18 protein-coding genes and 1 pseudogene are annotated in these 20882 nt (G+C 59.4%); 5 read left to right on the plus strand and 14 right to left on the minus strand.

Going from position 1 to position 20882, the window contains the following annotated elements:
- Positions 1–473 precede the first annotated feature (473 nt).
- The 6 genes from VAE55_RS13545 to VAE55_RS13570 all read right to left on the minus strand — a co-directional run bounded on the left by VAE55_RS13545 (position 474) and on the right by VAE55_RS13570 (position 7558).
- Positions 474–2810, minus strand: coding sequence for a transglycosylase SLT domain-containing protein (locus tag VAE55_RS13545; protein WP_322816303.1), 2337 nt, complete (start codon positions 2808–2810; stop codon positions 474–476).
- A 537-nt stretch (positions 2811–3347) separates the two neighbouring features.
- The gene (locus VAE55_RS13550; protein WP_322816304.1) at positions 3348–4412 is read right to left on the minus strand and encodes a glycosyltransferase family 4 protein; all 1065 of its coding nucleotides are present in this window, start codon (positions 4410–4412) and stop codon (positions 3348–3350) included.
- Positions 4409–4786, minus strand: a complete 378-nt coding sequence (locus tag VAE55_RS13555) for a hypothetical protein (protein WP_322816305.1) — start codon at positions 4784–4786, stop codon at positions 4409–4411. The genes VAE55_RS13550 and VAE55_RS13555 overlap by 4 nt, the downstream gene beginning before the upstream one ends.
- A complete protein-coding gene (locus tag VAE55_RS13560; protein WP_322816306.1) occupies positions 4783–5691 on the minus strand; it encodes a MoxR family ATPase in 909 nt (302 codons plus the stop codon). The genes VAE55_RS13555 and VAE55_RS13560 overlap by 4 nt, the downstream gene beginning before the upstream one ends.
- A gap of 71 nt (positions 5692–5762) precedes the next feature.
- Complete coding sequence (locus tag VAE55_RS13565; protein ID WP_322816307.1) at positions 5763–6431, minus strand: TIGR04283 family arsenosugar biosynthesis glycosyltransferase; 669 nt, start codon at positions 6429–6431, stop codon at positions 5763–5765.
- Positions 6432–6451: 20 nt separating this feature from the next.
- Positions 6452–7558 carry a class I SAM-dependent methyltransferase gene (locus tag VAE55_RS13570; protein WP_322816308.1) on the minus strand — a complete coding sequence of 369 codons (1107 nt, stop codon included), beginning with the start codon at positions 7556–7558 and terminating at the stop codon, positions 6452–6454.
- A 135-nt stretch (positions 7559–7693) separates the two neighbouring features.
- On the opposite strand from VAE55_RS13570, the gene VAE55_RS13575 reads away from it, so the two are divergent.
- From VAE55_RS13575 to VAE55_RS13585, 3 genes are all read left to right on the plus strand, one after another.
- The gene (locus tag VAE55_RS13575; RefSeq protein WP_322816309.1) at positions 7694–8326 is read left to right on the plus strand and encodes a uracil-DNA glycosylase; all 633 of its coding nucleotides are present in this window, start codon (positions 7694–7696) and stop codon (positions 8324–8326) included.
- 36 nt (positions 8327–8362) lie between these two features.
- A complete protein-coding gene (locus VAE55_RS13580) occupies positions 8363–8950 on the plus strand; it encodes a hypothetical protein (protein ID WP_322816310.1) in 588 nt (195 codons plus the stop codon).
- A gap of 154 nt (positions 8951–9104) precedes the next feature.
- A complete protein-coding gene (locus VAE55_RS13585; protein ID WP_322816311.1) occupies positions 9105–10775 on the plus strand; it encodes a ribonuclease J in 1671 nt (556 codons plus the stop codon).
- A gap of 52 nt (positions 10776–10827) precedes the next feature.
- On the opposite strand, the gene dcd is transcribed toward VAE55_RS13585, so the two are convergent.
- The 4 genes from dcd to serC form a co-directional block, all read right to left on the minus strand.
- Positions 10828–11388, minus strand: coding sequence for a dCTP deaminase (gene dcd / locus VAE55_RS13590; protein WP_322816312.1), 561 nt, complete (start codon positions 11386–11388; stop codon positions 10828–10830).
- A gap of 98 nt (positions 11389–11486) precedes the next feature.
- Positions 11487–12587: a glycosyltransferase family 4 protein gene (locus VAE55_RS13595; protein ID WP_322816313.1), complete on the minus strand. Its 1101-nt coding sequence runs from the start codon at positions 12585–12587 to the stop codon at positions 11487–11489.
- 167 nt (positions 12588–12754) lie between these two features.
- Positions 12755–13135, minus strand: a complete 381-nt coding sequence (locus VAE55_RS13600) for a VOC family protein (protein WP_322816314.1) — start codon at positions 13133–13135, stop codon at positions 12755–12757.
- On the minus strand, positions 13128–14210 hold the full coding sequence (gene serC, locus VAE55_RS13605; RefSeq protein WP_322816315.1) for a 3-phosphoserine/phosphohydroxythreonine transaminase: 1083 nt from the start codon (positions 14208–14210) through the stop codon (positions 13128–13130). Before serC ends, VAE55_RS13600 begins: the two co-directional genes overlap by 8 nt.
- An 86-nt stretch (positions 14211–14296) precedes the next feature.
- On the opposite strand from serC, the gene VAE55_RS13610 reads away from it, so the two are divergent.
- Both VAE55_RS13610 and VAE55_RS13615 read left to right on the plus strand, forming a co-directional pair.
- Positions 14297–15580 carry an NAD(P)/FAD-dependent oxidoreductase gene (locus VAE55_RS13610; protein ID WP_322816316.1) on the plus strand — a complete coding sequence of 428 codons (1284 nt, stop codon included), beginning with the start codon at positions 14297–14299 and terminating at the stop codon, positions 15578–15580.
- Between the two features lie 74 nt (positions 15581–15654).
- Positions 15655–16269: an SH3 domain-containing protein gene (locus VAE55_RS13615; protein ID WP_322816317.1), complete on the plus strand. Its 615-nt coding sequence runs from the start codon at positions 15655–15657 to the stop codon at positions 16267–16269.
- Positions 16270–16591: 322 nt separating this feature from the next.
- Here the strand turns inward: VAE55_RS13615 and VAE55_RS13620 are convergent, their stop codons facing one another.
- The 4 genes and pseudogenes from VAE55_RS13620 to VAE55_RS13635 form a co-directional block, all read right to left on the minus strand.
- The gene (locus tag VAE55_RS13620) at positions 16592–17842 is read right to left on the minus strand and encodes an ABC transporter permease (RefSeq protein ID WP_322816318.1); all 1251 of its coding nucleotides are present in this window, start codon (positions 17840–17842) and stop codon (positions 16592–16594) included.
- A 36-nt stretch (positions 17843–17878) separates the two neighbouring features.
- Complete coding sequence (locus VAE55_RS13625; protein ID WP_322816319.1) at positions 17879–18682, minus strand: ABC transporter ATP-binding protein; 804 nt, start codon at positions 18680–18682, stop codon at positions 17879–17881.
- Between the two features lie 24 nt (positions 18683–18706).
- Complete coding sequence (locus VAE55_RS13630) at positions 18707–20467, minus strand: efflux RND transporter periplasmic adaptor subunit (RefSeq protein ID WP_322816320.1); 1761 nt, start codon at positions 20465–20467, stop codon at positions 18707–18709.
- Positions 20464–20882, minus strand: a pseudogene (locus VAE55_RS13635) (TetR/AcrR family transcriptional regulator); the annotation flags it as partial. The gene VAE55_RS13630 and the pseudogene VAE55_RS13635, both read right to left, overlap by 4 nt.

Consider the following 20882-nt stretch of genomic DNA (forward strand, 5'->3'; position numbering starts at 1 on the left):
ACGGAACCCGCCCCTATGCACCACCGGCACCAGCACGCTGTGGGGCAGGCTGCCGGCCTGCGTTCAGCCATCGCCGTCATCAGGGGCACGTACCGGCACGGGAGTCCGCTGCAATCCGCGCCGGATCGTAAGTACGGCTGGCGCGGCAGCATAGCTGCCGCACTCCAACCCTGCGACACGCCCATGATGCGTGCATAAGGCAACCCATCCGGCACGTGCTGGCACGGCTGGAGCTGCGCACTATTACCGGGCCAGTCGCCCACAACAGCACCCATAGCGGTTATACCCGCTGATACGCACGTGGTTGACAACAGTTATGGGTAATGCATAGCAATGAGCGGGAGAGTGGAGATGAGCGGTATACGCCATGGCTTCCCGATGAGGAAGAATTTGCGTCAGACTATATATTCTGTCCACTCTTGAAGAGAGAGGAGCAGGGCTAGGGAGGAGGTGAGGGAATACACTCCCTCACTCTATCGCCCGTACAACCCGCGATAGACGCCGTAAAACGCATAGACTGCCCAGACGTAATTCCGCGTTTCCGCAAAGTCGATGCTCTCCACAAAGCGATCCGGGTCGCCGACGACAGTACCATTTGCCCAGCGCTGTGCATTGCCGAGTCCACCGTTGTAGGCGGCCAGCGCACCGTGCAGGCTGCCGTTCATGTCGCTGATCCGGCGACCCAGGTAGAAGGCGCCGAAGCGAATGCTGACATGCGGTCGGTACAGGTCGTCAAGGTTGAAGTCACTGATCCCCAGGTTTTGAGCAATCCCGCGCCCGGTATCGGGCATGACCTGGGTTAATCCGCGTGCGCCTACCCACGAGGTTGCGTTCGGCTGAAAGAGGCTCTCTTGCCGGATGAGGGCGTAGAGTAAGAATGGATCAACCCCAAATGCAGTTGCTTCACGCTGTACTACATCGACATACGGTGTCGGGAAGCGCAGGCGGAGTAATGCTGTCGGTATCGGTGCGGCAGTGGTCGGCGCAAGGCGATTGATGCGTTCCGCAGCCAGTAATGCGGGGTAGGTGGCACCGGCCTGATAGGCGGCCTGCGCCAGCGCCAGCAGATTCAGCGGCGAGTCGCCGGCCCGGCGCAGGCCATCGAGCCATTCGCCGTGCGCTTCAGTGTACAGCCCCACCTCGCGCAGAAGCTGTGCCCGTTCAGCTATACCAACCAGGCCAGGATCGGTCTCACCACTTGCCCAGCTTAGCACCCAATCGCTCAGCACTGCCCAATCGTCGTTGCCGATGGGTGCAGCGACAGGGATTGATCCTGCTGTGATTGTGCCTGATTCTTCAGCCGCACGCACTGCATAGTAACTTTCCGGTGCAGCCTGAATTGCCTGTTGGAAGAAGAAGGTAGCCGCCTCATCACCCATCTGTTTCGCCACTCGTCCGGCCCAGAATGCGCCTAACGCCTGTCCGATCCCTTCTCCCCGCTCTGCCAGCAATCGCCAGAGTTCGCCGGCACCGGCCAGATCACCGGCATCGAAACGCGCCAGAGCAATCCGATGCAGCGCGGTCAGGCCAACCGTTGTTGTCGGATACCGTTGACCGAGTTCGAGCCGGGTAGCGGTTGCCGCTGCGCTGTCGCCGAGCCGGTCGTACAACTGGGCCGCCCGGTCGAGAGCAATCGGCGCTCGCGGATCATCCGGCTGATCATCCGCGTATTGACGGTAGAGCGCTGCTGCTTCGGCGGTGGCCCCGCTCTGCCCGTAGGTTTGAATCCAGTCCAGCGCGGCCTGACGGGCGGTACCACTGTCCGGCTCACGCTCACGAGCCGCTGCCAGATCAGCCAATGCCCCCGCGAAATCTCCTTGCGCACGCCGGGCCAACCCGCGCTGGCGCAGCGCTTCGCCGGGATTCTGCTCGCGTGCTAGGGCAATATCGAGCATGGCAATCACGTCATTCCAGCGTTCGACGGTGCGATAGGCCGCAGCCGCCGCAAACGGATCGAACAGCAGGTCGCCGGCAGCGCGGAGCGCATCTACCGCGGCGACCGTCTCTGCCCCGGCGAAGGCTGCCAGTGCTTCACGGCGCAACGCATTGGCGGTCGCTGGATCACCGGCGGTTGCAGCCAGATCGGCTGCCTGAACCAGCATGCGTGCCCGGTAATCAGCCTGAGTGGCAAAGGACAGGATGTTGCGGGCGTAATCGATGGCATCAGCTAGCCGTCCCTGTGCAATGGCCAGCATCATCGCCCGTTCGTAAGCAGCGGCACGCTGACCGGCGGCCATTTCACCGGCGGCGGCCCGCAGATAGGTGGTCTCGGCCTCTGCCAGACGATTGAGCACCTGCAACTGTGCGGCTGCTCGCATTGCTGCATACGGTGCCAGTGGGGTGTTTAGCGCTTCATACTGGGTATACGTCGCTACGGCGGCCTCGTGCATACCGGCAGCCTCATGGGCGCGCGCGGTCAGAAACAGGGCCCGCGCATACGCCGGTGTGCCCGGTACGGCGAGCAATGGCCGCAGCACCTCAGCCGCCGATGTCCAGCGTGCACGGTCGGCGAACGAACGGGCCAATAACAGGCGTGCCGGTGCTGTCTCCGGCGCAGCCGGGAAAACCTGTAACAACTGACTAAGCAATTCGGCAGCAGTGTCATCATCACCAATCTCAAGCGCTGCCTGCGCTCGTTGCAGCAGATCGGTGGCAGTGATTGGAACGGCAGTTGGTGTTGCCGGTAATGGTTCAGGGGTTACAGTTGCCGATGATTGCGCCATGGGTGCCACGCAGGCGACCAGGTACATACAAAGCCAGCAGGTCAACAGCGCTGCGATACGCTGTCGAGACAACTGCATCAACGCCATACGTGCTCCTTTCTACTCAGAGGCAGTATAGCATTTCTGAGTGTGTCAGACCGGGCGGCAGAGTGAGTAGGTGAGTGCGCACTCCTCATGCTGTTCGTGGCGAGGGCGTGAGCTGATGCGCACCGGAGGCGCACGCTGCCAGGGGTGAGAGTGTGCATGCGCTCCGCCGTCTGGTACGCGACCCACAACGAACCCTTCCCCCCTCGTTCACCGCAGCCCTCGGATGGCAAACGGGCACATGCACCTCCCGTAGGGGCGGGTTCAGAACCCGCCCCTACGCCACCGACACATTCATGCAGGTGACACGCACGGCACGTCGCGAATAGGACGGATAGTTATGGTTGGGGATGGGAATGACCTGATCGGTACGTGTCGAAAGTGCAGTTCGCTACAGGTTGCGGGTGCGCCGGCAGCGCACGCTGCCAGGGGTGAGAGCGTAAGCAGATGTGCGCCAGCGGCGTGCGCTCTCAGGGGCGAGAGGTGAGAAAGCCGGGCGTGCGGTACTCACACACCCTATCATCTACCCCTATTTCCTCTTCACTCTCTCCTATTTCCTCTCTCCTCCCACCCCCCCAACAACGCCCCAATCACCCGATCCCACGTAATACCATCAACCAGCGGCCTGCCGGCACGACCGAGGCGTGCGGCAAGGGCAACATCGCCGGTCAGTTGATCAACGTGACCGGCAATCGCTGCCGGGTCGGGAGGTGAAACGAGGCCATTTTCCCCGTGGCGGACGAACTCCAACACGCCACCCGCATCGTCGGTAGTGATGACGGGGCGAGCGGCACCGAATGCCTCGACCGTCGCAAAACCGTAATCTTCATCAACCGGTGCGTAGTAGACGGCTCTGGCGTGGGCGTAGAGGTCAATCAACTCGTCGTCCGGTACAAAACCGCGAAAACTGACCCGATCACCCAGCCCGTAGTCGGCAGCCAGACGCTGCAACCGTTCGCGATCAGGGCCGGTGCCGGCGATGATAGCACGGACTGGCGAGGCAGTCTGCACCAGCGCTGCCAGGAGCAGATCAATCCGCTTGGCCCGATCAAGCCGGGCTGGCGAGAGAATGTAGTCGCCGTAGTCACCTGCCCACAATTTGCCGGTGTAGCGACTGGGCGGGTAGAGTGGTGTGCTGCTCAGGCCGTTGAAGCGTTCGAGACGCCGACTGACATTGTGCGAGATCGTGAAACGGGCCTGGCATTCGTTGAGGGCCCGACTATCAATCCGAAAGATCTGCTCGCGTACTGCCCGGTGTGAAGGCGAACCGTCAAAATCGCTCAACGGCGTCCCATACCAGTCGTAAGCCTGCCGGTGCTGATGTATCAGCCAGAGCACTTTGCGGGCGTGGCGGATCAGGTACGACGGGAATTTGGTTGCAATCACCAGATCAACCGGCTCGCCGTTGATGTGACTGATGTCGAGCAGGCGCCAGGCCAGGGCACTGTCGATGATGCGTTCTACCGGATGCCACTGAAACGGCAGCGCGACCACATCAACGGTGTGGCCATGGCGCTGCAACTCATCGCGCAGGCTTTCAACCAGATATTCAGCGCCACCACGAACGAACGGAACTTGCGTGGCACAGATCAGAATACGACTCATGATGACGATTGTTCTATCTGGTTGCGCAGAGCAGTCAGTTCGGCACGCAAAGCGGCGTTCTCGGCGGCTAACAGGCGGATAGCCCGCGCTGCGGTATCGTTGAACGAATTTTGTTGTTCGACAATCGGGTTGATGTACCAGCGCAGATAACGCCGTACCACTTTGTTGATCAACGCCACGACCTGCTCAAGCGGATTGCGGCCTTCCAGCGGCCAGTGGGCGCTGACAACCCGGGTGTACTCTAGCTCTTCCAGCACACGCTGCAATTCACGTTCGGTCGGTGTCGGTTCGGCTGCCGGCAATGCAGCCCGCCGGGTACGCACCTCGGCCCGCAACGCAGCCAGGGTCGCTGCGACATCGATCTCTGCGCTCATGCCACCCCCACACTTGCGCGTTTCAGTAGCTCGTTCAGGCGTTGACCACGAACCTGAGCGATGTCGTCTTGATACTTCAAAATGGCACCGAGCGTATCCTCGACTGCCTGCGGCGTCAGTTCGGTTTGATCAAGCGCCACCAGGGCAGTCACCCAATCGAGGGTCTCGGCGACGCCGGGCAATTTGTAGAGGTCCATCCGGCGCAACTCTTGCACCACCAGCACGACTTGCCGCGCCAGCCGCTCGCTGGCGCCAGGAACACGAGCCTTGACGATCTGTATCTCTTTGTCAAGAGTCGGATAATCCACCCAGTAGAACAGACAACGGCGCTTCAGCGCATCGTGTACTTCACGGGTGCGGTTAGAGGTGATGATCACGGTGGGCGGTACTTCGGCCCGGATGGTGCCGATCTCAGGAATAGAGATTTGCCAGTCGGAGAGCAGCTCAAGCAGAAACGCCTCAAACTCCTCGTCGGCGCGATCAAGTTCATCGATCAGGAGAATAGGTGGTTGATCACCGCGTGCCTCGATTGCCTGCAACAAAGGCCGCTTGATCAGAAACTCCGGGCCAAAGATGCTCTGCTGGGCTGCGGCGTTCTGGGCGGCCCCCTGCGCTTCCAGCAGGCGAATTTGTAGCATCTGCCGGGCGTAGTTCCACTCGTAGATGGTGGTATTGACATCCAGCCCTTCGTAGCATTGCAGGCGAATCAGTTCTCGCCCCTGCATGCGAGTCAGGGTTTTGGCAATCTCGGTCTTGCCGACACCGGCCTCACCCTCCAGCAGGAGCGGCTTGTTGAGCTTCAGGGCCAGAAAGATCGCGGTTGTCAGCGCACGGTCGGCAATGTAGGCATGCGCGGCAAGCGCAGCCTGTAGTTCGTCAATCGTCGCGAAAGAGGTATACGTCATAAGGTACGTGCTCCCGGCGTAATGTTTCTCATTGTATTGTACACCGACTCACCGGCCCGCCATTCAGCCATTCAACGGTACTGACGGGCAATTTCGTAGGGTGACACTCCGACCAGATATTGCAACCAGAGCCAGAAATCGTGGAGCAGTTGACGGACAATGCCGTTGGCGCGAAAGCGGCGGGCCGACGTTACGACTTGCGCCGGCACCACGTGAACCCGCGTCACGGCACGCGCCCGTCGGAAGAGTTCGACATCTTCAAGGAGGGGCCAATCGGGGAATCCACCCAGTGCCTCGAAGAGATTGCGTCGCAACACCATACACTGGTCGCCGTAGCTGGTAAGCAGAGAGTCGAACCACATTAACCGTGCCGCCAGGGCCAGCAGCCAATCAGGATCGTCGAACGAGAGACAGAATTTGGCTATCTGCACCTGTGGATCGGCGAACATCGCCTGCAACAACGTAAACGCATTGGCCGGCAAGCGTGTATCGGCGTGGAGGAAGACCAGCAGATCACCACCGGCCAGCGCAGCACCGGCATTGAGCTGAAGACCACGACCACGCGGTGCGTTTATCACCTTCGCTCCGGCAGCCCGCGCCAGTCGCGGTGTATCATCTTCACTCCCGCCATCGGTAACAATCACCTCGACTGTCGGATCGATTTGGCGTACTGCCTGGATACAGGTGGTGATCTGGGCAGCTTCATTCAGTGCCGGAATGATCACACTTATCTTGAGCATAGCTCCTCCTGACGAGAAGGTTAGCGGCGCTGGAACAGAAACAGATATTCGTGTTTGAAGACGTAAAAACCACCGGCCAGAGCCCGGTACCGCCACAGTTCGTTGCTGCCCCGCTTGCCCTGGGTGCCGGTAATATTCTTGACGATGATACTCTTCAGGCGAAAGCCGCAGGAGCGCACGGCTTCCATTGCCTGAAAACCGAGCGGATACCACTCGCCGTGCCGGTACATGTCGCCAATGACCAGCACCAGATAGCGTTCGCGATCCAGCAGCCCGGCAATCCGTTCGGTCAGGATGGTTAGGCGCTGGAGAAACTCATCGACGGTCGGGGCATTCGAGAGATCGCGTGGATCGTCACTAAACCGGATAATGTCGTGGTAGGGTGGGTGGAGCAAGACCAGTTGTACCGTACTGGTGCCGTAGCGTCTCAGCACATCGGCAAAATCCACCGTCAGACTATCGCCCTGCTCGATAACCACAACAGTCGGATGTGGCGTCGGCTCGGCAGCCAGCAACTCCTCGACATGGCGCACCATCGCCGGCTGAAGTTCCACCCCTATCGCATTACGGCCCAGACGCCGGGCTTCGATCAGCGTTGTTCCTGAGCCGGCAAATGGATCAAGCACCCACTCGCCGGGACGGGTGTAGCGACGGATGAATTGATGGGGAATCTGCGGAACGAAATTCCCCCAGTAGTCGGCGCGGTGAACGCCGGAGCCATCACGGCGCTCGATGAACCAGAGGCTATCGGTCAGAATGTCGTCATATTCCTTCCAGCGCCGCAAATCGATATCGCTGTCCGGCGCAAAGCGCGGGCCGTCCAATGAGCGTTGCAGGCGGTTAAGATAGTAATGTGCCCGCTCCAATGTTTGGGCGGCAGCGATCTGTTCCAGTTCCGCCTGCAAAACCTCTGGCGTAAAGCGGATGGCCTGATCATCGGCAGCGTGCAATGGATCGTGTTCGTCCAGCAACCGCTGTTGCACCTGTTCCAGTCTGATCCGCAGTTCGCCTGGGGTTGGCGCAGCGAACAACCAGGCGATCACCGCCGTCAACTCCGCTCGATTAAGCAACCACTGGGGCGAATCCGCATGAGACGGCGACTGGGCCGAGGACGAACGTTCTGTCATGGGCGACTATTCCTGTCGGGCAAATCGGCTATTACTGGTAGTGTAGCATAAAATCAGCCGGATCGAAAATCTGCAACCATCCGATTGGTATGCTATAATATAAATTGGTAAAGCTGAGCATGCGAGGGTAAGCGCGTGACAGCCGATCATACACTATTTGCTATTGCGCAAGAGGTGCAACACTGCACCGCCTGTAATCTGCACAAAGGACGTACTCGTGCGGTGCCCGGTGAGGGGCCGGCAAACGCACGTATTATGTTGATTGGCGAAGGGCCGGGCTATCACGAAGACCGGCAGGGTCGTCCATTTGTTGGCCCTTCCGGCCAGTTTCTGACCGACCTGCTGGCCCTGGCCGGTCTGCGGCGCGACGAAGTGTATATTGCGAATGTTGTGAAATGTCGTCCGCCCCAGAACCGTGATCCCGAACCAGAAGAAATTGCGACGTGTACGAAACTGTTTCTGATGCGCCAGATTGCGGCCATTGATCCGGCAGTGATTGTGACGCTGGGGCGCTTTTCGATGGGTCTGTTTTTGCCCGGTGAACGAATTTCGCGGATTCACGGTCAACCGCGTTATGTTCAGGGGCGATTAATCGTGCCGATGATCCACCCGGCGGCTGCGCTTCATCAGCCGCAGAACCGGCCATTGCTCGAAGCCGATTTTCGCCGCCTGCCCGACATTCTGGCCGAAGCCGAGCGGCAACGAAAGATGGCTTCGAATCCAACACCACAGCCCGACGAGCCGCCAGAGCAACTCCATCTCTTCTGACCATTGGCCGCAAGTCGCCAGCAATGCGACGATTCAATGTCACAAAACTATCGCCTCGCGCCGGCAGGACGGCGTGACAACCTATTGATGATTGCCGTGGCAATGATCCTCTGGGTCTTTGCGGTGTGGAGTATTTCCAGTACGCTTCGGCTGAGTCTGCATCCCGCCGCATTTCTGTCTGATCTGCAACGGCTTCTGGCCCAACCGTCGGCACTTGAGCAAACTGTGCCGGCATTGCTGATGCTGGTGCTGGTTGTGGCCACACCCCTGCTGATCTGGAACCTGATCGCCGAATGGGACGCGACGTTTCGCCCGGAAGCAGAGGGACTTCAGTACGAAACGCTGGGTGTTCGTTTGTGTTATCCCTGGCACGTGATGAGTGCTCTTCAGCCACACCCGGTAACACCCGATGAAGCGGCTGTAATTCTGTGCTGGTACGATCCGGCTGAAACAATAGCCAATCCGCTGCGCCGCTGGCTGCATCGCCAGGCCCATGGCCGCCAACGCCTGATCATTGGTGCCGGGATTGAACGACGGGCGGAACTGATCAGGGTCATTCAAGAGGAAATGGCGCGTGTGCGATCACGCGCTACGACAGACGCAGTACATGCGCCGGCATCTTGATGCCGACGACAACCAAAAGGGACGTTCAGGGTTCGGGTATGCCCTGTCACCATACGTGCGTAAGGCGCCTGCGCTGGAGCGCCTTTGTAAGCGAATATCTGGATACAACAGAAAGGAGTAGGGATCGTCTGCACAACGATCCTGGTAGAAATCTATGGCCAAACAACGTCTCCGTGTGATTCCACTCGGTGGCGCCGGGGAGGTCGGTCGGAACATGTGGGTGGTCGAGTATGGCGATGACATCGTCATTCTTGACTGTGGCGTCATGTTTCCCGATGCCGATATGCTCGGTGTTGATCTCGTGTTGCCCGACATTACCTACTTACGCGAGAAGACGGATCATATTCGCGGTATTCTCCTCACCCACGGTCACGAAGACCATATCGGTGCCGTGCCACATCTGATCGCCGATTTGGGCTTTCCGCCGATCTACGGTACCAGACTGACCCTGGGCCTGCTTGGCAATCGGTTGCGCGAACATCGTTTGCACGACAAGGTGACGACCGTTCAAATCAATGAACGGGTACCGTTTCAGGTTGGTCAGTTTACTGTCGAAGCCTTCCACATTGCCCACTCTGTCCCCGATGCAGTCGGGTTTGCCATTACCACACCTGCCGGTCTGCTGGTCTACCTGACCGACTGGAAGCTCGATCACACGCCGGTTGATGGCCGGCCGACCGATCTGGAGAAGATTGCCGAGCTTGGTAATCGCAAGCCGCTGGTGCTGGTAACCGATTGTGTACGGGTTGAATCCAAAGGCTACACCCCCAGTGAAGCGACGATTGGTGAAGCCTTTGATAATATCTTCGCTACCGCACCGGGCCGGATCATTATCGCAACCTTCGCCTCGAACATCAGTCGCGTTCAGCAGGTAATCGACTCGGCAGAGGCGTATGGCCGTAAAGTGATGCTGGCCGGGCGGAGTATGGAGACCAATGCCCGCATCGCCTTCGAGTTAGGCTATCTGCGGGCCGATGAGAGTACCATCATCCGTCCGCACGAAATGTCGGCCTACCCCGACGAGGAGATTGCTATCGTCTGCACCGGTAGCCAGGGTGAGCCAATGTCGGCCCTTAACCGCATGGCCAATCGTGACTATCCGAATGTCAAGATCAAACCCGGCGACACTGTAGTGCTCTCTGCTACGCCGATTCCCGGCAACGAGGTGAGTGTCAATAAGGTGATCAATAACCTCTTCAAGCTAGGGGCTGAGGTCATTTATGGCCCTGAAGCACGGGTCCACGTCTCCGGACACGCTGCGCAGGAAGAGCTGAAGCTGGTGCTGGCGTTGCTACGCCCCAGTTACATTGTGCCCTTCCACGGCGACTATCGCCACCTGATGCTTTACCGCAAGCTGGCGACAACAATTGGCGCGGTGCCCGACAGTGAGCGGGTGCTGCTGGCCGAAGGGGGCACAATTATGGAGTTCTCCCCCGGCTTCGGCAAGATTACCGGCAAGGCCCCGGTTGGGTATATCTACGTTGATGGTACGACGGTTGGTGATGTGGGCAATGTGGTTGTCCGTGATCGCCAGTTGCTGGCTAAAGACGGCATGCTGATCGTAGTGGTGAGCATTGATAGCGCCACCGGTCAGCTCGTTGCCGGACCAGACGTGGTCTCGCGTGGCTTCGTCTATATGCGCCAGAGCCAGGATTTGATCGAGGCCACCAAAGAAACGGTGCGCGCTGCTCTGACTAGCCGCAATGGCAGCAACCCGGTAGACGCAGCCTACATCAATCGCAAAATTCGCGATGTGGTGAGTGAATTCCTCTATCGCGAGACGCGGCGGCGGCCAATGGTACTGCCGATGGTTATGGAAGTGTAATTAAATTACGGTCGCGAGCGAGACGTTGTGGCAACCACAACGTCTCGCGGCATTACGGATCGATCCGCGGCAGCACGATCCCCGTCTGTCCCTGATATTTGCCCTTCTTGTCGGCATACGATACCTCACACGGCTCGTCACTCTCCAGGAACAAGACCTGCCCAATACCCTCGTGCGCGTAGATGCGCGCCGGGAGCGGGGTCGTGTTGCTGATTTCAATCGTGACGTGGCCTTCCCATTCCGGTTCGAGTGGGGTAACGTTGATGATGATACCGCAGCGGGCATACGACGATTTGCCGATCACGATGCAACTCACTGTGCGGGGGATGCGAAAATACTCCAGCGATTGCGCCAGCGCAAACGAGTTCGGTGGAATATCGATGTAATCGGCGCGAATATCAACAAAGGAGCGCGGATCGAATTGCTTCGGATCGACGAGGGCGTTGTAGACATTGGTGAAGACTTTGAAGTGATCGGTGACGCGCATGTCGTAACCATACGAGGTCAGACCATACGAGATGACCCCCCGGCGTACCTGGTGATCGACGAACGGCTCAATCATGCCGTGTTCGAGTGCCATACGGCGAATCCAGCGATCTGATTTAATCGGCATTGGTGACTCCTTACGGTTGGTGAATGCTGCTTTCCAGCATACAATCTCTGCCTGAAAAGAACATTACAGCTCGCTTTTATTCAGCTACTGCTCGCCGCTCATCGCGCCATCTCCTGGTAGACGGCGACATGACGACGGGCGATGGCCGCCTGCGTGAACGAATCCAGCACCCGTTGCCGTCCGCGCCGGCTCAGGTCGTGCCAGAGATCGGGATGTTCGATCAAGCGCACAAGTGCTGCCTGCAACGCAGCGACATTGCCTTCGGGAAAGACGATCCCGGCGTCGCCGATAACGTGCGGGATTTCGCCACACGTCGATCCAATTACCGGTACGCCACAGCTCATCGCTTCAATCAATACCCGCCCAAACTGCTCTTTCCAGTTTACCTGGGTGCGCGACGGCAAGACCAGCACATCAAGATCACGCATTGCTGCCGGCACCGCGGTACTGCTCACCGCCGGCCTGATTTCAAGCCGCTCGCTCACCCCCAAAGCTGCCGCCAGTTTTTGCAAGCGTGTACGCTCGATCCCATCACCGATCAGTCGCAGCCGGACAGTGGTTGGGAGACCGATCAGCGCCTGCACCAGATCGACCACCCCTTTTTCCGGCACCAGCCGACCAACATAGCCGACAATAAAGGTTGATCGCTGGCGCTCTGCATCACGTGGCGTGAAGAGGTCGGGATCGACCCCAAACTGGGGGATAATGCTGAGCGGCCCTTTGTAGCCGTGACGGCGTAAAATGGCTGCCGCTTCCTGGTTCCCGGCAATCGCGTGCGCGGCGTGGCGCAGGTTGTAGCGTTCAAACCATGAGAACGGTGGTGGGTAGCGCCGATCAATGTTGGCCCAGTTGTAGAAACAGCACCGCGCACCGACCGCCAGTCCGACCCGCATGGCCAGAAAGGTAGCGAGGTTAAAACTCTCTTCATCAATGTGGAAGACCTGTGGCCGCAGGCGGGCGAGCAGCGGACGTAAGCCGGGGTAGAAATGAATATGATGATGACCATTCCAGACAATAGGCACTGTGAGCAGGGTATAGCCGTCGGTGAAGCGCCGTTCAAGAGGGATAAGTCCAACCCGCGGTTCACGCCAGCCGTCCGGGGTCAAAACGGTCAACTCTACCCCAAGGCGAGCGATCTCCTCCAGCTTGCGCTGGTAGGCTCCGGCGACCACGGCCTTCGAGAGCATAACAACACGCATAAGCGAATATCTCAACGTAGTAGATAACCCGGCAAGGATGTCCGGCCAATCCCGGTGGCATTATATCAAGTTTTTGCCCCACGAAGGGTGCAACCCGTGGATGGCAGCGGATGGGCATGGGCGGGGGCAGTTCAGCTTTTGGCCGATCACAGATGGCTGAAACCGCGTCAACCCTCGTCGAACGGATGGAGAAACCGCTGCACTTCCAGCCGATAGCCATCGAGATCGCGGGCAAAGAAGTGGTAGATGCGATAGCGCGGGTTTTCGCGCGGTGGGCCGTCGGTGGCAATACCGGCGGCAACCAGCCGCTCGTAGATCGTATCAACGTCGCTACTGACAATCGTCAGGATGAGACGGTCATCGGCAATCACCGGCTCAGCGCACTGACACAAACCGAGGTAACTACCCCGCGCTACCCGGTAGATATGAATCCCACCCTGATCCAGCACCAGCGGTAGGCCGAGTGCATCGGCGTAACACCGTGCACTCGCCTGCAAATCGGTGACCGGAATGAAGGTGATGGCTGCCGCGTAAGGATGCTCATCCATGGCGTTTGGCGAAGTCTTGCATAAAGTCGGCCAGAGCTGCCGCCGACTCCGGTGCGACCGCGTTGTACAGCGATGCGCGAATGCCGCCTACCGAACGATGACCGGCCAGCCCGACCATCCCAGCGGCCTGGGCTTCATGCAGAAATTGCTTTTCCAGTTCGGGCGTGGGCAGACGGAAGGTTACATTCATCAGCGAACGCGCCGCCGGCACCGCATGACCGCTGTAGAAGCCATCGCTACCATCAATCGCGGCGTAGACCAGTGCCGCCTTGCGGGCGTTCCGTTCGGCCATCGCCGCCAATCCACCCTGATCCTTAATCCACTCCAGCACTAGATTCACCATATACACCGCAAAGACGGGAGGTGTGTTGTAAAGTGAATTGTTTTTGGCGAACGTGGCGTAGCGCATAATGACCGGCAGGTCTTTGCGTCCGCGCTCGATCATATCCTGCCGAATCACGACCACAGTAACACCCGCCGGCCCCAGGTTCTTCTGCGCACCGGCGTAGATCAGCGCGAAGCGCTGCACCGGGAATGGCCGCGAGAGAAAATCACTGCTCATATCGGCAACCAGCGGTACAGAACCGAGATCGGGCAGTTCAGCCGGCCACTGCACCCCCTGAATCGTCTCGTTAGTGGTGAGATGGAGATAGGCGGCCTGTGGATCAGGCGTGATGGCATCGGTGGACGGCAAACTGCGGTAGCCATCGGCGGCTGTGCTTGCCAGCAACCGCACCGGACCGACCCGCTGCGCCTCTTCATACGCCTTCTCCCCCCAGGTACCGGTGACGATATACTCAGCAGTGGCACCGGCAGACAACAGGTTGAGCGGAATCAGGGCAAATTGCATCGAGGCACCGCCCTGCATAAACAACACGCGATAATCGTCACCCAGGCCCAGCAGCGCCTTCAGATTGACTTCCGCTGCCGCATTGATTGCCTCGTATTCCTTGCTGCGATGACTTATTTCAAGAACGGACATCCCACAGCCGTGGTAATCAGCCAGTTCCACCTGGGCACGTGCGATCACGTCAAGCGGCAACGCTGCCGGGCCGGGATTGAAGTTGTGGATCATGATATCCCCCTTTATCCTTTCGAGCAGGCTCGCTGTGAAACATAGTATACTCGAAATGTTAACGTGCTTACCTAGAAGGAAGGAGTATGCAAGTACTTGTTATCGGCGGCGGTGTCGCCGGTCTGGTGTGTGCGCGGACACTCCACCGCAAGGGGTATGAGGTGACCCTGATCGAAGCCACCGATGGTCTCGGTGGCCGGGTGCGTTCTGATCAGGTTGATGGCTTTATCCTCGACCGTGGGTTCCAGGTGCTCTTTACCGCGTACCCGGCGGTACAACGGCAACTTCAGCTCTCGGCGTTAGACCTGCGAGCGTTTGATCCAAGTGCGATTGTCGTCTGGCAAGGCCGTCACTTCGTGTTAACCGATCCACTCCGGGATCGCAATCTTGCGGCACTAGCCGGGGCTGTGCTAGCGTCGGTCGTTCCCTTTAGCGATAAGCTCCGCACCCTCCAGGTGGCGTTGCGCATGCGCCGGCACACGATTGATGACCTGCTGGCCGGCCCGGATCGCACCACGATTGAAGAGTTACGGGCACTGGGGTTTAGCACCCAGATGATTGACCGCTTCTTCCGCCCCTTCTTCGGCGGCATCTTTCTGGATCGGTCGCTACAAACCAGCGCCAAGTGTTTCCGGTTCAACTTCAAGATGATGAGCGACGGTGAGACAGTCGTGCCGAATCGGGGGATGGGCGCCATTGCCGAACAACTCGCGACTGATCTGCGCACAGCCGGACGCATACGGCTCAATACACGGGCGGTGGCATTGGTAGAGGAATCTGGCAGGGTGTGCGGCGTGCGTCTCGCCGACGGCAGTACAATGATGGCCGACGCCGTCGTCCTGGCAACCCCGGCCCCCGAAACAGCCCGCCTCAGCGGTCTACCGATGCCGGAAGGCCAGCTCGGTTCGGCATGTGTCTGGCTGGCTACCCGCCAGCCGCTGTATCGGGGCAAGAAGCTAATCCTGAATGCCGACGAAAAAGCCTTTGTCAACACCCTTGCCCCCATGAGTGCAGTGGCACCGGGCTATGCGCCCGCCGGCTGGCATCTCTACGCCGCAGCGATCCTCGGCGTTCCCGAACAGGATGACAGCACGGTCGTCGCCCGCACAATGGTCGATCTGAATCGCATGTTCATCAACAAAGCCACGGCCACCACTGCGCTGGCGAATGCCCGTATCCTGCGGGTTGACCGGATTCCATTCAGTCAGTTCCGCCAACCACCCGGCCTGCACCCCAACCTGCCCGACAACCGAACCGAACGGCGTGGTCTGTATCTGGCCGGGGAAGTGACGGAAGCCAGTAGCATCAATGCTGCCATGCTTAGTGGCGAACGCTGCGCAGAGGCAATCCAGGTCGATCTATCACGCTGACAACACGTCCGGAAACAGCTATAATGCATCTAACCGTAGATGCGGTGGCAATGCGCAAGGGAAGGGGTCGTTCCATGATCAACTATGGCAGCAAGAAGGACGAGGGCGAGGCGGGCAAGGGGGTCGGCGAAGCACTGCGTTCGATGAGCGATCAGATCGGTCGCCAGGCGCAAGAGATTAAGCGGTTGCAGGAAGCGCTTGAGGCAGCGCAGCAGGATGCCACAGCCGCCGAAAAGGTACGCAAGGCGTTGGCCGAGGCTGAAGCACGGCTGGCGCAGATGGAGGCTGAACTGAAGCGATTGCGCGATCAACAGGCTACGGCCACTGCCGGCAGCAAAACAGTAAGTCCAACGGCCTCCGCCACTGACATCAGTGGTGCCATCGGTGCGCTGGGCAGCAGTGGCGTGGTCAAGATCGGCCCCAGCACCCCGGCAGCCACCCCCACAACCGGCGGCTTACAGGTTGGTGGTGTGGCGTATGTGCAAAAGGCCGGCGGCAAAAATCTGCGCCTGCGCAGCGCCCCTGGCCTCGACTCAACCGTCCTCGACGGCCTGCCCCCCGGCACGCAACTCACGCTACTGGCCGGCCCGCAAGAGAAAGACGGTTATCCGTGGTGGCAAATTCGCACGACCGATGGGCGCGAAGGCTGGGTCGCCGGTACCGAACTGGTCACCAGCCCGGAAGATTAAGACAGTGGTCATCCGTCTACTGCCGGGTAGGATGTAGTTACCTCGCGTAGGTGCGGGAGCGTGGCTTTTGCAGTTGCCATGCCTGATACCGGGCAATGTCGCATCGGTTATTCTGCCGGTCACGGGGATAACATACATTTTCAGGATCATCTGGCTGGGCGATGATGATTACTGAGATAAATCTGGTAGCCCTACCGCACACCTGTAGGGGCGACGCATGCGTCGCCCCTACTCACCGATGGCACACCTGAGAACGCTTCAGCACGAGGATCACCTTTGGCACCCTGTCGAGCAAACTGTGGTGTAACGTCACATCTGCTCATTACTCATACCGCAACGCCTCAATCGGCGGCAACAGTGCTGCCCGTCGGGCCGGGTAGTAGCCGAACCCGATCCCGATCACCGACGCGAATGTCAGGGCCAGCACGATGCCGATCCATGAGATACCGGTGGCAATGCCGCTCACCGTGCTGATCAGCCAGACAATGCCGATTGCGCCGATCACACCGATTAAACTGCCCACCAGACTCAGCGCCACCGCTTCCATCACAAACTGACCAAGCACATCACCATCGCTGGCCCCTAGCGCCTTGCGTACCCCAATCTCGCGGGTGCGTTCGGTGACCGCGACCAGCATGATGTTCATAATGCCAATGCCACCAACGACCAAACTGATCCCGGCGACTACGGCAATGAAACCGGTAATCGCAGTACTGATGCCGGCCAGCACGTTCAGGGCCTGCGTGGGGGTCTGGAGATCAAAGTCGTTGATAGCATCGGCGGGAACATTCCGCGCCGCCCGTAACGTGCGTTCGATCAAGGCTACCGCTTCGTTGAGCTGCTGTTCACTCTGCAAGCCGAGCAGGATACTGCTCATTTGCAACCCACGCCCCGGCAGGTCAAGATCGCCGATCAGCCGTAGCCGCATGGTGCTTACCGGGGTAAAAATGCGACCGTCGGTCGAGAACGGCCCACCGTTTTCGTTGATAATGCCGATAATCTCAATCGGCTGGCCGTTCACCTCAATCGTTTGCCCAATAACATTCCGCAACGCCTCTTTGTCGGCACCGAAGAGATCACGAGCCACCAGCCAGCCCAGCACCCCAACCCGCGCTCCGGTTGCTTCATCGGCGGGGGTTAGAAAACGTCCGTGCAGCATTGGTGTGCGCTGAACCTGGGGATAGTCAGCACTGGTGCCAACCAGTAGGGTCTGCAAAGCGACCGTACCGGCCCGGGCCTGGGTGCTGACCGTGATTTCTGGTGCAATCGCCCGAAACAGATCAGGACGGTCGCTAACCAGTTGATTCAACACCTGAAAATCCTGGATCGAGAGCAGACCGTAGCCGGGCACATCACGGGCACCCTTCGCCCGCGGATCGCCCGGCGTCACGGCAATCCGGCGGGTACCCAGATCAACAAATTGCTCGAAGACCTGCCCCTGCAAGGCGTTCCCCAGTGACAACACTGCAACCAGTGTCCCCGCGCCGATAATGACGCCGAGCATGGTCAGTAACGAGCGAAATTTATTAGCGCGCAGGCTGTCAAACGCCATTGCAATTAACTCAGTGAGCATAGTTCCCTCTCATCATGGTCTGGCCGTACCAGCGCATCAGGCAGACTCGTCGGTTGGCTGACGCCGCACCGGTACCGGTACTGGCTCCAGATCACGACTCCGCTCAACCTCTTCCAGCACCTCAACCCCGTAGTATTCGCTCAAGATATTGTCAACCAGGCGTCCGTCACGCAGACCGATCACCCGATCCATGTGCCGGCCAATCTCCGGATCGTGGGTGACAATCACGATAGTTCGCCCCTGTTCGCGATTGAGCTGGCGAAAGAGCGCCATAATCTCGGCCCCGGTGCGCGTATCGAGGGCACCAGTTGGCTCGTCGGCCAGAATGATCGCCGGATCATGCACCAGTGCCCGCGCAATCGCCACCCGCTGCTTTTGCCCACCCGACAGCGTGTTGGGCAGGTTATTGAGCTTGTGACCCAGACCGACCGCTTCCAGAGCTGTGTGCGCCCGTTCGGCCCGTTCGTGCGCACCGACCCGACCGTACACCAGCGGCAACTCCACATTTTTCTGCGCCGTCAGGCGGGGCAACAGATTAAAGTTCTGGAAGACGAAGCCCAGCTTCCGATTGCGAATCCGGGCCTGTTCCTGGCGGTTCAGACGCGAAACATCAACGTCATCAAGGATATACTCGCCATTTGTCGGGCTGTCGAGCAACCCGATCAGCGTCATCAGCGTACTCTTACCGCTCCCCGATGGTCCCATAATGGCGACCGTCTCGCCCTCTTCAATCGTCAGGCTAATATCGTCCAGCGCAACAAATTCGCCATCGCCGGTTGGGAACGTCTTGCGAATATTGCGCAACTCAACAATTGGCCGGCCTCGATATTCAGTCGTCACAGTAACACTCCTTCCAGGATTTGATTAGCGCACAACAACCTGCTCGCCTTCAGCCAGACCACTCTTGATTTCGACCAGACCGTTGGCCTGCAATCCAACCAGAACGGACCGCTCGCTGATGGTGCGCCGCCCATTTTCGTCAGTAGTGACAACCTGAACCAGGGTCTTGGCACCTTCATTGCGAAGAGCAGTCACCGGAACCTGCAAGACATTACTGCGCGTGGCGGCAATAATCGCAGCCGTGGTGGTCATCCCAGCGCGCACCGGTTGGCCGGACGGATCAAAGGCAACGGTCACGCGATAAGCGGTAACGGCACTGGTACCGGCGGGGAGCGGCTCGATGTTCACCACCTCACCACGGAATGGCGGCCCCTGCAGAGCATCAACCGTCACCTCTACCGGTTGCCCAGGCGCCACCCGCGCCACATCAACTTCATCAACCGTCACTTTCACCAGATAGCGACTGACATCAATCAGGACAATCGGGGTCTGACCACTGACCGCTTCACCCGCCGAAACATTCACAGCGGCCACCACACCGGCAAATGGTGCGCGCAGCGTAGCCTCTTCCAGGCGGATGCGGGCCGCTTCGAGTTGTGCCTGGGCCTGGGCCAGCCGAGCTTCGGCGCGGGCCAGATCGCTGGCACGTGGATCGGCAGTCAATTGAGCGAGACGGGCCTGCGCCGCGGCGAGTTGTGCCTGCTGGGCGGCAATCGCGTTCTGCCGTGCTGCACCAGTCAGACGGGCTAGTTCGGCCTCGGCCCGCGCCAGTTGCGCTCGGGCCGCAGCTATTGCATCACTGTCAGGGCCGGCCAGAATTGCATCGAGATCGGCCTGTGCGCTAGCTACCCGTGCCTCAGCCGTAGCCAGACCGCTCACCTCATTTTGCACCGCCGTCTGATACGCGATTTGGGCCTGGGCTAATGCAGATTCTGCATCGGTCAATGTTCGTGCCGCTCGCTCGAACGCACGTTCAAAATCGCGCTGCTCGGCTTCGTTGAGAGAGCGTCCGGTGCGCGGATCGGTACCATTTGCCTTCACGTGCTCCCAATTCCAGTAGGCATCACTGTATGCACTCTGAGCGTTACGCAAAGCATTGGCCTGAGCTTCTACTCGTGCCAGGGCCTCAGATTTAGCCGCCGAAAGCAGATCGCGCTGCCGCTCAAGTTCGGCCTGGGCCTGCACCAGAGCTGCTTCAGCGCGTACCCGTTGCTCATTCGTAGCCCCGTTCAGCAACTTCTGCAAACGCTCACGGGCTTCGGTCACCGCAGCCTGCGCAGCCGCAATATCTGCCGGCGTCACATTCGTCTGCGTTTGCGCCAGCCCGGCCTGAGCAGCGGCAACCAGTGCCTCGGCCTCAGCCTGCTGTTCGGGCGTTGCGCGCTCGCGTAGCGCCTGTAAATCGGCCTGCGCCAGAGCAACGGCTGCCTCAGCCGCCGCCACATCGGCCTGCAACTGGCGGTCATCGAGGCGCAGCAACGGATCACCTGCCGCAACCTGCTGCCCGACCGTCACCAGCACCTCTTGCACCCGACCACCGAGCGTCAGGCTCAACTCAGCGGTCTGGTTCGGTTGAACCGAACCGGTAGCATTAACGGTCAACCGCAAATCGCCACGGGTTACCGGGGCCAGACTGAGACCGGCCAGCGGATCGGCAGTCGATGCGGCAGTGAAACGAACAACAACTGTCACGATAACTGCAATCAAAAGGCCGGCCGCAATCAACACCGGCCAGGGAAGACGGGGTAAACCAAAACGCGGTCGAGACTGGGGTAACGTACTCATGCCTGTACTGCTCCTACTGAAGAATTGGGCGTGGTGGGCTGACCAACGCCGTGCAAAAAGAGATCGACTAACAGAGACGGGGAGACGCTACCCACCCACTGCGCCATCGGACTGGGGAGGGTCATCTCGTGAAAGGTTTCGCAGAGACTGAGAAACAGCATCGCTGCTGTCGCCGCCGAAAGATTACTGCGGATCAAACCGGTGGCAATTGCTTCGTCCATCACCCGGGTAAGGGGGGCAAACAAATGCCGGTAAAAGGCAACACTCAACCTGGCCCGGGCCGCGTCACCGAGATGCTCCATCATCTCGTGGCGCATCATGCGCATATCGCCTTCATAGTCCATCAGCACCGTCGCCATAGCTTGCAGACGCTCGTGCAGTGGGTGATCAGCGGTAAGCAGGTTAGTTAGCGGCT

The sequence above is a fragment of the Chloroflexus sp. genome (assembly GCF_034432675.1).
Classification (GTDB): domain Bacteria; phylum Chloroflexota; class Chloroflexia; order Chloroflexales; family Chloroflexaceae; genus Chloroflexus.